Annotated in this window: 11 protein-coding genes and 1 pseudogene; 7 read left to right on the plus strand and 5 right to left on the minus strand. The window is 68.1% G+C overall.

The features are described 5' to 3' along the window. Positions 1–461: pseudogene (locus tag ACT4N8_RS02360) on the plus strand (arginyltransferase); the annotation flags it as partial. A 53-nt stretch (positions 462–514) separates the two neighbouring features. Then, on the plus strand, positions 515–2068 hold the full coding sequence (locus ACT4N8_RS02365) for a flavin monoamine oxidase family protein (protein WP_444856534.1): 1554 nt from the start codon (positions 515–517) through the stop codon (positions 2066–2068). Here ACT4N8_RS02365 and ACT4N8_RS02370 read toward each other — a convergent pair. Genes ACT4N8_RS02370 through ACT4N8_RS02385 form a run of 4 tightly spaced genes read right to left on the minus strand, consistent with a single transcriptional unit; the run spans position 2065 to position 6058 of the window. Next, positions 2065–2823: a peptidase gene (locus tag ACT4N8_RS02370; RefSeq protein ID WP_444856535.1), complete on the minus strand. Its 759-nt coding sequence runs from the start codon at positions 2821–2823 to the stop codon at positions 2065–2067. The genes ACT4N8_RS02365 and ACT4N8_RS02370 overlap by 4 nt on opposite strands. A gap of 18 nt (positions 2824–2841) precedes the next feature. Further along, the gene (locus ACT4N8_RS02375) at positions 2842–3675 is read right to left on the minus strand and encodes a transglutaminase family protein (protein WP_444856536.1); all 834 of its coding nucleotides are present in this window, start codon (positions 3673–3675) and stop codon (positions 2842–2844) included. After that, a complete protein-coding gene (locus tag ACT4N8_RS02380) occupies positions 3675–4610 on the minus strand; it encodes an alpha-E domain-containing protein (protein WP_444856537.1) in 936 nt (311 codons plus the stop codon). Before ACT4N8_RS02380 ends, ACT4N8_RS02375 begins: the two co-directional genes overlap by 1 nt. Continuing rightward, positions 4610–6058, minus strand: a complete 1449-nt coding sequence (locus ACT4N8_RS02385; RefSeq protein ID WP_444856538.1) for a circularly permuted type 2 ATP-grasp protein — start codon at positions 6056–6058, stop codon at positions 4610–4612. The genes ACT4N8_RS02380 and ACT4N8_RS02385 overlap by 1 nt, the downstream gene beginning before the upstream one ends. A gap of 79 nt (positions 6059–6137) precedes the next feature. Here ACT4N8_RS02385 and ACT4N8_RS02390 point away from each other — a divergent pair, with 79 nt between their 5' ends. Further along, positions 6138–6545, plus strand: a complete 408-nt coding sequence (locus tag ACT4N8_RS02390; protein WP_444856539.1) for an MAPEG family protein — start codon at positions 6138–6140, stop codon at positions 6543–6545. Positions 6546–6604: 59 nt separating this feature from the next. Here ACT4N8_RS02390 and ctrA read toward each other — a convergent pair whose 3' ends face one another. Then, positions 6605–7306 (minus strand): response regulator transcription factor CtrA, encoded by a 702-nt coding sequence (gene ctrA / locus ACT4N8_RS02395; protein ID WP_444856540.1) that lies wholly within the window; start codon positions 7304–7306, stop codon positions 6605–6607. 171 nt (positions 7307–7477) lie between these two features. Here ctrA and ACT4N8_RS02400 point away from each other — a divergent pair, with 171 nt between their 5' ends. The 4 genes from ACT4N8_RS02400 to ACT4N8_RS02415 all read left to right on the plus strand — a co-directional run. Next, entirely contained in the window at positions 7478–8131 is a 654-nt protein-coding gene (locus ACT4N8_RS02400) for an RluA family pseudouridine synthase (RefSeq protein ID WP_444856541.1), read from the plus strand. Next, on the plus strand, positions 8121–8522 hold the full coding sequence (arfB, locus tag ACT4N8_RS02405; protein ID WP_444856542.1) for an alternative ribosome rescue aminoacyl-tRNA hydrolase ArfB: 402 nt from the start codon (positions 8121–8123) through the stop codon (positions 8520–8522). The genes ACT4N8_RS02400 and arfB overlap by 11 nt, the downstream gene beginning before the upstream one ends. A gap of 122 nt (positions 8523–8644) precedes the next feature. Beyond that, complete coding sequence (locus tag ACT4N8_RS02410; protein ID WP_444856543.1) at positions 8645–9163, plus strand: hypothetical protein; 519 nt, start codon at positions 8645–8647, stop codon at positions 9161–9163. Between the two features lie 111 nt (positions 9164–9274). Further along, on the plus strand, positions 9275–9581 hold a 307-nt coding region (locus ACT4N8_RS02415; RefSeq protein ID WP_444856544.1), incomplete at its 3' end, for a GAF domain-containing protein.

A 9581-nucleotide genomic window follows, 5' to 3' on the forward strand; every position in this document is an offset into this window, starting at 1 on the left:
AGGCCTGGGCGACCGAAGAGCAATATGAGCTCCTCCGCCGCTATCTCCGCATCCGCCATCCCGACGGCGGCATGGTCGAGATGGACGAGCACGATTTCTCGGACATGGTCGAGCAGAGCCCGGTCAAAACCTATATCGTCGAATATCGCGAGCCTTCGAAGAACGGCACGCCGGGCCGCCTCGTCGGCGCCTGCCTGACCGATCAGCAGGCCGACGGCCTGTCGATGATCTACTCCTTCTTCGAGCCGGACGACGAGCACCGCTCGGGCCTCGGCACCTACATCATCCTCGATCATATCGTGCGGGCCGGGAATGCCGGTCTGCCCTATGTCTATCTCGGCTATTGGGTCGAGGAGGCGAAGCGGATGACCTACAAATCGCGCTTCCGTCCGCTCGAACGGCTCGGCCCCGGCGGCTGGCGGCGCTTCGATCCGGAACAGCGCGAACTCTCGCTCGACTAGGAAGCCCGTCCCGGCCTAGGCTCGCGCCGGTTCGGCGGCGAGGGGGACGTGCGATGCGGACGGGTGCGGGGATCTGGCGGGCGCTGGAACAAGCGCGGGCGATGAACCTCGCCGCGGACGGCGAGCGCCCGGCGCGGCTCGGCGGCGACGGGATCAGCCGGCGGCGCGTGCTCGCGGCCCTTGGCGGCGGCCTGGCCGCCACGGCGCTGCCCCGCTTCCCCGCTTTCGCCCAGGCGCATCCTCGGGTCGTCATCGTCGGCGGCGGGCTGGCCGGCCTCTCGGCGCTCGACACCCTGGCCGCGCGCGGCGTGCCGGCGACGCTCTACGAGGCGCGGGCCGCGACCGGCGGGCGGACGCGCAGCGTGCGCGGTGTGTTCGCGTCCGAATTTGCCTTCGACGAAGGCGCGCAGCTGATCAACACCGACCAGGCGGACATGCTGCGCCTCGTCCGGCGCTTCCGGCTCAGGCTGGTCGATCGGCGCGGCTTCGGGCCGTTCCACGAAATCCAGATCGGCCGCAACGGCCGCGCGGTCGGCGAGGTCGCGCTCGCCCGGGCGCTGCGCGGCATCGCCGCGCGGATCACCGCCGATTCCGACCGGCTCGATGCCGATTACGAAGCGGTCGCGCGCGAGATCGATGCGCTGTCGGTGCGCGACTATCTCGATCGGCACGGACTGCGGCCGGGCGAGGCGCGCGACGCGCTGGAGGCCGGAATCCGCACCGAATATGGCGCCGAGCCGCACGAGGCCTCGGCGCTGGAGCTGCTCTTCAACCTGCCGACCGTGGACGGCGCGCGGCTGACCCGGATCAGCCTCTCCGACGAGCGCTATCTGATCTCCGGCGGCACCGCCCAGGTCGCCGCCGCGCTCTCGCGCCAGCATGAGGGGTCGATCCGGCTCAGCAAGCGGCTGACCGGCCTCGAGATCGGCGGCGATTCGGTGCGGCTCGCCTTCGCCGACGGCGAGGAGGTGCGCGCCGACCGCGCGATCTTCGCGCTCCCTGCGAGCCTGCTCCGCGACCTGCGCATCGAAGGACCTCTGCCGCCCTTGTGGCGGGCGCTGATCGACGAGGTGCAGCTGGGCCGCAACGAGAAGGTGATCGTCGGCTACGACCGCCCGGCCTGGCGCGGGCGGATGGGCTTCGGCGGCGCGCTCTGGTCGGCGGGCGATTTCTCCGCGGTCTGGGACGCCGTCTCGCTCGCCCCGGCGCCCGGCCCGGGCGCGCTCTGCTACTTCCTCGGCGGCGACCAGGTCGACGCCGCGCGCGGCGCGACCATGGCCGAGCTGGCGGCGCGCTTCTCGGCCTCGGCGCGGCGGGTGGTGCCGTCGCTCCCGGCGCCGAACGGCATCCATCGGCGCACCCGCTGGTGCGAAGATCCGCTGACGCGCGGCGCCTATGTCAACTACCGCCCCGGCCAACTCAGCCGCTTCGCGTCGCTGATGACCGTCGAGGAGGACGGCGAGGTCCGCGCTAGCGGCGCGGGGCCGGTTCAGTTCGCGGGCGAATGGCTGTCCGATGCCTTCCCGGGCTATATGAACGGCGCCGTCCAGACCGGCCGCCTCGCCGCCGAAGCCACGCTCGCGCTGGCGCGGGCTGCTGCCGCCTAGCCGTCGAGCTCCGACATGAAGGGCGGGTCGGGGATCGCCGTCATCGCGTCGTGGAGCAGGTCACCCCAGCGCGCGGAGAGATCGTCGAAATAGGGGTCGCTTTGCCCGATCCTCAGGGTCAGCGTGCGCGATTTGTATGACGTCGGCATCACCACCAGGTCGAGCGGGCGCGCGACCGCGAGATTCGAGCGCATCGACGCATCGAACGAGAGGAAGCCGACCTTCATCGCCTCGGTGAGCGAGGTGGCCGGCGTGATCGTCCGGTCGAGGATCGGGCGGCCATATTTATGCTCGCCGATCTGGAAGAAAGGCACGTCCTGCTTGCACTCGATGAAATTGCCGGCCGGATAGATCAGGAAGAGCGAGGGCGGCGCCTTGCCGATCCGGCCGCCCAAAAGCATCGAGGAGGCGCCGCTGATCTTGATTGAGGCGAGCGCCTTGCCGACCGTGGCATTGGCGATCTGCATCGCCTCGCCGACCAACTGCGCGGCGCGGAACATGGAAGTCGGCTCGCTGATCGTGCGCAGCAGCGCATCGTCCTCCTCGCCGCTCGGCACACCCTCGCGCAGCAGGCTGATGATCGTCTGGGTGGTCGAGAGATTGCCAGCGGAGGCGGCGAAGATGCACCGGTCGGGGCCGTCCACCAGGCAGTGCAGTTTGCGGTAGGAGGAGAAATCGTCGACCCCGGCGTTCGTGCGCGTGTCGGCGATCATGATCAGTCCCGCGTCGAGCAGCATGCCAAGGCAATAGGTCATCTCACCCCCCTGAGCGGTTCAGGATTGGGCCTGCGCCTGCGCCTGGCCCATCGCATCGACCCGAACCTCTACCGCCATATCCTCGCTGCCGCCACCCGCCCGCGCGCCGGCGACCGGAGCGGCGTCGCGATAATCGAGGCCGCAGGCGACGCGGACATAGGCGTCGTCGGTGCAGATGCCGTTGGTCGGATCGAAGGCGGTCCAGCCGAGATGCTCGACCCAGGCCTCCGCCCAGGCATGACCCGCTTCCTGGGCATGGTCGCCGTCACGGCGGAACAGATGGCCGGAGACGTAGCGGGCCGGGATGCCGAGGCAGCGGGCGGCGGCGATGAAGATATGCGCGAAATCCTGGCAGACGCCGTGACCCTCGGCGCAGGCCTTCTCGGCCGTGGTCTCGACCTCGGTCGCCTCGGTATCGAAGCGCAGCCGCGCCTGGAGCAGGGCGTTGAGTCGATGCAGCCGGTCGAGCGCGGCGTCGGTGCCGCTGGACACCTCCGCGCTCAGCGCCGCGAGCGCGGGCCCGGCCCCGGTCAGCCGGGTGGTGCGCAGGAAGATCTGCGGCGGCAGATCGTGCGGCAGGCCCTGGATCAGCCCGGCCCGGTCCTCGGTCAGCACGCGTCCAGTGACGGCGACGCGCAGGCTCTCGATCGGCTTGTCGACGTAGAGCATGTGGGTGATGTTGCCGTAGCCGTCGCGGCCCTCGCGCAGCTGGGCGTCGCAATCCACGTCGATCCGCCAATCGAGCACGGCCTGGCCCGCGAAGCTCGGCGGCGTCTTGCGCAGGAGCTGGATCACCCGGCGCGCCGGCTCCGAGTAGAAATAGGTCGTCGAATAATGGACGGCGAGCTGCATCAGTCGAACCGGAACTGCCGGGCGATCGCGTCGTCGAGCGCGGCGTTTTCGGCGATGTGGCGGTTCAGCCATTCGTGCAACCCGCCTTGGATCACTGCGTCGATCGACGCGTCTGCCATCCGCGCGAGGCGCTGGCGGGCGAGCCGGTCGGCCGGCCCCTGGCGGCCGCTGCGCGCGGCGAATTCGTTCAGCAGGCCGACCGTCTCCTCGGCCGAAGCGGCCAACGAGCGGGGCATCTCACGGCGGAAGATCAGGAAATCGGCGACGAGCCAGGGCTGCAGCGCCTCACGATAGATGTGGCGATAGGCGGTCTTGGCCGAGACGATCTGCAGGATCGTCGTCCACTGGTCGCGGTCGAGCGCGCCGCCGACCTCCTGCCCGGGCGGCAGCAGCAAATAATATTTCACGTCCAGCAGCCGCGCCGTGCTGTCGCCCCGCTCGAGCACCGAGCCCAGGCGCATGAACCAATGGCCCTCGTTGCGCAGCATCCGCCCGAGCGCGCCGTCGAAGCCGCGAAATTCGGCGCGCAGCGAATCGACCAGGTTCATCGTCGCCTGCGGGCCGCCGGGCTTGGCGCGGTCGCGCACGAGCAACCAGGCGCGGTTGATCTGCTCCCAGGTGCCGATGCTGAGCGCGGTGCGGGCGGCGCGGGCGTTGGCGCGGGCGGCGGCGATGCAGGAGCGGATCGAGCTGGGATTGCTCTCGGCGAGGGTGAGATAGCGGGTCACGTTCTCGGGCGTGAAGCTCTCGCCCCATTCGGCGAAGGAGAGCTCGGCGCCGACCACTGAGAGCGCGCTGTGCCAGGCCTGGTCGCTGTGCGCGTGGTGGCCCAGGGCGGAGAGGCGCAGCGTCGCCTCGACCAGACGCGAGGTGAATTCGGCGCGCTCCATGTAGCGGCCGATCCAGTAGAGCGAGGCGGCGGTGCGCGACAGCATCAGGGCGCGCCCTCCTCGCCATCCCAATCGAGGATGAAGCTGTCCTTGGTGCCGCCGCCCTGGCTCGAATTGACTACGAGCGAGCCTTCGCTCAGCGCGACGCGGGTGAGGCCGCCAGGCACGGTGGTGACGCCTTTCGCTCCGCTGAGGACGAAAGGGCGGAAATCGACGTGGCGCGGCGCGATTCCTTTGTCGGTCAAGGTCGGCACGGTCGACAAAGCGAGGGTCGGCTGGGCGATGTAGCGATGCGGCTCGGCCTTGAGCGCGGCGCTGAAGTCTTCGATTTCCCGCTTGGTCGCGGTCGGGCCGACCAGCATGCCGTAGCCGCCCGAGCCGTCCACCAGCTTCACCACCAGCCGGTCGAGATTGTCGAGGCAGTATCTGAGCACCTGCGGCTCGCGGCAGCGGAAGGTCTCGACGTTCGGCAGCCGCGCCTCTTCGCCGGTATAATAGCGCACGATCTCCGGCATGTAGGAGTAGATCGCCTTGTCGTCGGCGATGCCGGTCCCCGGCGCGTTCACCAGCGTGACGTTGCCGGCGAGATAGGCGGCCATCAATCCCGGGACCCCGAGGGCCGATTCCGGCTTGAAGACGAGCGGATCGAGGAAGGCGTCGTCGATGCGACGGTAGATGACGTCGACCCGCACCGGGCCGTCGATGGTCAGCATGTAGACGATGTCATCGTCGACCTGGAGGTCGGAGCCCTCGACCAGCTCGATCCCCATATTGTCGGCGAGGAAGCTGTGCTCGTAAAAGGCCGAATTGTGGTGACCGGGGGTCAGGACCACGCAGGTCGGCTCGTGCGCGCCGTCCGGCGCGACCGAGATGAGCGTGTCGCGCAAGAGCTCGGGATAGGGCTCGACGGCGCGCACCGGGAACAGCTCGAACAGCTCCGGGCAGAGCCGCATCATCGCGTCGCGATTTTCGAGCATATAGGAGACGCCGGAAGGGGTGCGGACATTGTCCTCCAGCACCCAGAATTCGTCCGGGCCGGTCCGCACCAGATCGATCCCGCAGATATGGGCGTAGACGCCGTGCGGCGCCCGGGCGCCGGCGACGGGGATGCAATATTGCGGGTTGCCGAGGACGATGTCGGCGGGGATCACGTCGTCGTTCAGTATGTGCCGCGCGCCGTAAATATCGTCGATGAAGGCGTTGATCGCCCGCACCCGTTGCTCGAGCCCGGCCGAGAGCCGCTCCCATTCCTTCGCGCCGAAGATGCGCGGCACGATGTCGAACGGGATGATCCGCTCGGTCGCTTCCGCCTCGCCATAGACGGCGAAGGTGATGCCGAGACTACGGAAGGCGGCTTCGGCGGCCTGCTGGCGGCGCTCCAGCTCGAGCGGCGGGGTCTCGGCGAGCCAGTCGGCGAGCGGCTCGAAGCCCGGGCGCGCCTTGCGCCCCCGGCTCGCGCCCCAAAGCTCGTCGAACGCCCTGCCGCCCGCCATAGGCAATAACAATGCACGAAAGGGGCCCAAGGGGCCAATTCGATTTGCGGGCGGGGCGGGGGCGGCGTATCGTTACGCCATGACAACGGAGCTCATCGTCCTCGCCTGGGCCTGCCTGCTGGCGATTCTGCACCTCTGGCTGCCGATCCGCGCCAAGACCCGGCAGTACGGCCTCAAGTGGAACATAAGCCCGCGCGACGAGGCGCGGGAAGCGCCGGGGCCAATGGCCGGGCGGCTGGAGCGGGCGCAGGCCAATTATTACGAGAGCTTTCCGCTGATCGCCGCCGCGATCCTGATCGTCAGCGTCGCCGATCTCGAGACCCGCTGGACCGCGATCGGCGCGATGCTCTGGCTGGCGGCGCGCCTGCTCTATCTGCCGCTCTACGCCTTCGGCGTCCCCGTCCTGCGCTCGATCGTCTGGACCACGAGCGTGATCGGCCTGCTCATGGTGCTCTGGCCGGCGCTGGCGGCGGCATTCCGGGCCTGAACGGAAAACCGGCGCCCGCATTGCTGCGGACGCCGGTCTTGCCCCTCGCTTGGTATGTCTCAGGCGACCTGGGCCGCCTCCGCCTCCCCGGGCTCGCGCAGCACATAGCCGCGGCCCCAGACGGTCTCGATATAATTGTCGCCGCCGCAAGCCAGGCTGAGCTTCTTCCTGAGCTTGCAGATGAAGACGTCGATGATCTTCAGCTCGGGCTCGTCCATGCCGCCGTAGAGATGATTAAGGAACATCTCCTTGGTCAGCGTCGTGCCCTTGCGGAGCGAAAGCAGCTCCAGCATCGCATATTCCTTGCCGGTGAGGTGCACCCGGGCACCGTCGACCTCGACCGTCTTGGCGTCGAGATTGACCGCCAGCTTGCCGGTCTTGATCACCGACTGGCTGTGCCCCTTCGAACGGCGGACGATGGCGTGGATGCGCGCGACCAGCTCGTCGCGGTGGAACGGCTTGGTGACATAATCGTCGGCGCCGAAGCCCAAGGCGCGGACCTTCGAATCCAGCTCGCTCACGCCCGACAGGATCAGCACCGGCGTCCCGACCTTGGCCGTGCGCAGCTTCTTCAGCACGTCATAGCCATGCATGTCCGGCAGGTTGAGATCGAGGCAGATGATGTCGTAATCGTAGAGCTTGCCGAGGTCCAAACCCTCCTCGCCAAGGTCGGTCGTGTAGACGTTGAACCCCTCGGTGGTGAGCATGAGCTCGATGGCCTTGGCCGTGGTCGGCTCGTCTTCGATCAGCAGCACGCGCATGAATTCACCCTCCTGCGGCAGCTCGGCAAGGAGCCGTGCCCACCTCGATTCATTAACCTTTAGAGGTGTGAACGCAAAAGGTTAATTTGGTATTAATGCGATGGAATCGTTGGAAAACCGGGATCGTTGCGCGAGAGTCACAGTCGTGGCAGGGGCGTGTAGGGAGTAAACATGCTCGAAGACCGGGTCCTGTTCATCGACGGCGAGGCGATCGTGCTCGACAAGCCGGCCGGGCTCGCCGTCCATCCGGGCACGCGCACGCCCGCCAGCCTGGAGGATTATCTCAAGCATCTGCGCTTCGGCTTTCGGCGCGAACCGCTTCCGGTTCATCGGCTCGACCGCGACACTTCGGGCTGCCTGCTGCTCGCCCGCAACCCCAAGGCGCACAAGCGCTTCCAGCGCGCGTTCGAGGAGAAGAAGGTCGGCAAGACCTATCTCGCGATCCTCGACGGCGTTCCGGAGGCGGAGGCCGGAACGGTCGATCTGCCGCTCGGCAAGACCTCGAGCGCAGAGGCGGGCTGGCGGATGGTGCCGGAGCCGGGCGGCAAGGCGGCGGTGACGCACTGGAAGGTGGTGGCGGTGCGGGACGGACGGGCCGCCGTCCTCTTCACGCCCGAGACCGGCCGCACCCACCAGATCCGGGTCCACGCCGCCGACGGCATCGGCATCCCGATCGCCGGCGATCCTGTCTATGGCACGGGCAAGGGGCCGATGCTGCTCCATGCGCTGTCGCTCCGCGTCGAGCGCGACGGCAAGCCGGCGATCGAGGCGACGGCGCCGCTGCCGCCAAGCTTCGCCCATGCGGGGTTCGGCGATGCCGTTTGATCTTCCCGAGGACGCGCTCAGCGAGACCTTTCTGGCGGCCTCCGGGCCGGGCGGACAGAACGTCAACAAGGTCGCCACCGCCTGCCAGCTGCGCTGCGACGTCTTCCGCCTCGGCCTCGCCCCCGACGTCTACCAGCGGCTGAAGGAGCTGGCGGGGAGCCGGATGACCGCCTCGGGTGAGATCGTCATCACCGCCCGCCGCTACCGCACCCAGGAGGCCAATCGCGAGGATGCGCGCGCGCGGCTGGCGGAATTGATCGATCGCGCCAATGTGCAGCCGGCGAAGCGCAGGCGCACCCGGCCCAGCCGCGCCGCCAAGGCGAAGCGGATGGACGAGAAGAAAAGCCGCAGTGTCATCAAGCAGGCCAGGGGAAAGGTAAGACCGGATTAGCCCCCTAAGGACCAATTGCGACCGATGTCACTTTTGTTGCGATGGGCCAGTTTGTCCTTGCCTGGCCATGCCCAAGTGATAGTTCGCTGTCTTCGACGTTCTGTCGACGGGGGGAAGTAATTATGAAGAGGCTGTTTCTTGCCTGCGCCATCATCGTGTCCGGCTCGGGGCTCGGCGGATGCGCCACTGTTCTGAATGGCGTTCACCAGGGCATGCCGTTCCAGTCGGACCCGTCCGGTGCGACCATTAGGCTGGCGCAGGGCGGAACCTGCACAACGCCCTGCGAAATTGAGATGCGGCGCGGCCACGACTCCCTGGTCACTTATACGCTGGAAGGCTATGAGCCGGCGCAAGTCTATATCCAGAGCCGGCTTGGCGGAGCGGTCGCCGGCAACATCTTGGCCGGCGGCATCATTGGCGGCATCGTGGATGGCAGCAACGGCGCGTCCAATCGCCTCCATCCGAATCCGGTCTATATCCGGCTGGTGCCGGTCGGTTCGGGTCGCGAGGCCGAATTGCTGGATGCGAACGGACAGGTGATCAGCACGGTCGGTGCCTATAACGCCTCGGTGGAAGCCGACGTGCTGGAGGGTCTGCAGAGCCAGGGTCTGGCACCGGCGGCGAGCGGGTCGCAGCCCTAAGGCTCGAACCGGCGAGCGATTTAGGAAGGGCGGTCCTGCAGCGGCCGCCCTTCGTTACGGACACTCTCCCGACGGGTTTGCATTCGAGGTTGCGGCTTCTACGTAGCAGCCATGTTCGACTTCCATCTCACCGCCGCGTCCAAGCCCGATCTCTATGCCCAACTCGTCGAGGCCGCCGACGCTTTGACCGCTGGCGAGCCCGATCCCATCGCCAACATGGCGAATGTCGCGGCCCTGCTCTGGGAAGCCCTCCCCGACCTCAACTGGGCGGGCTTCTACCGCAACGTGAACGGCGCGCTCGTGCTCGGGCCGTTCCAGGGCCGTCCCGCCTGCATCCGCATCCCGTTCGGCCAGGGCGTCTGCGGCGCCGCCGCCGCGACCTGCGCGCCGCAATGCGTCGCCGATGTCCACGCCTTCC

This window comes from Sphingosinicella sp., assembly GCF_052387495.1.
Lineage (GTDB): Bacteria > Pseudomonadota > Alphaproteobacteria > Sphingomonadales > Sphingomonadaceae > Allosphingosinicella.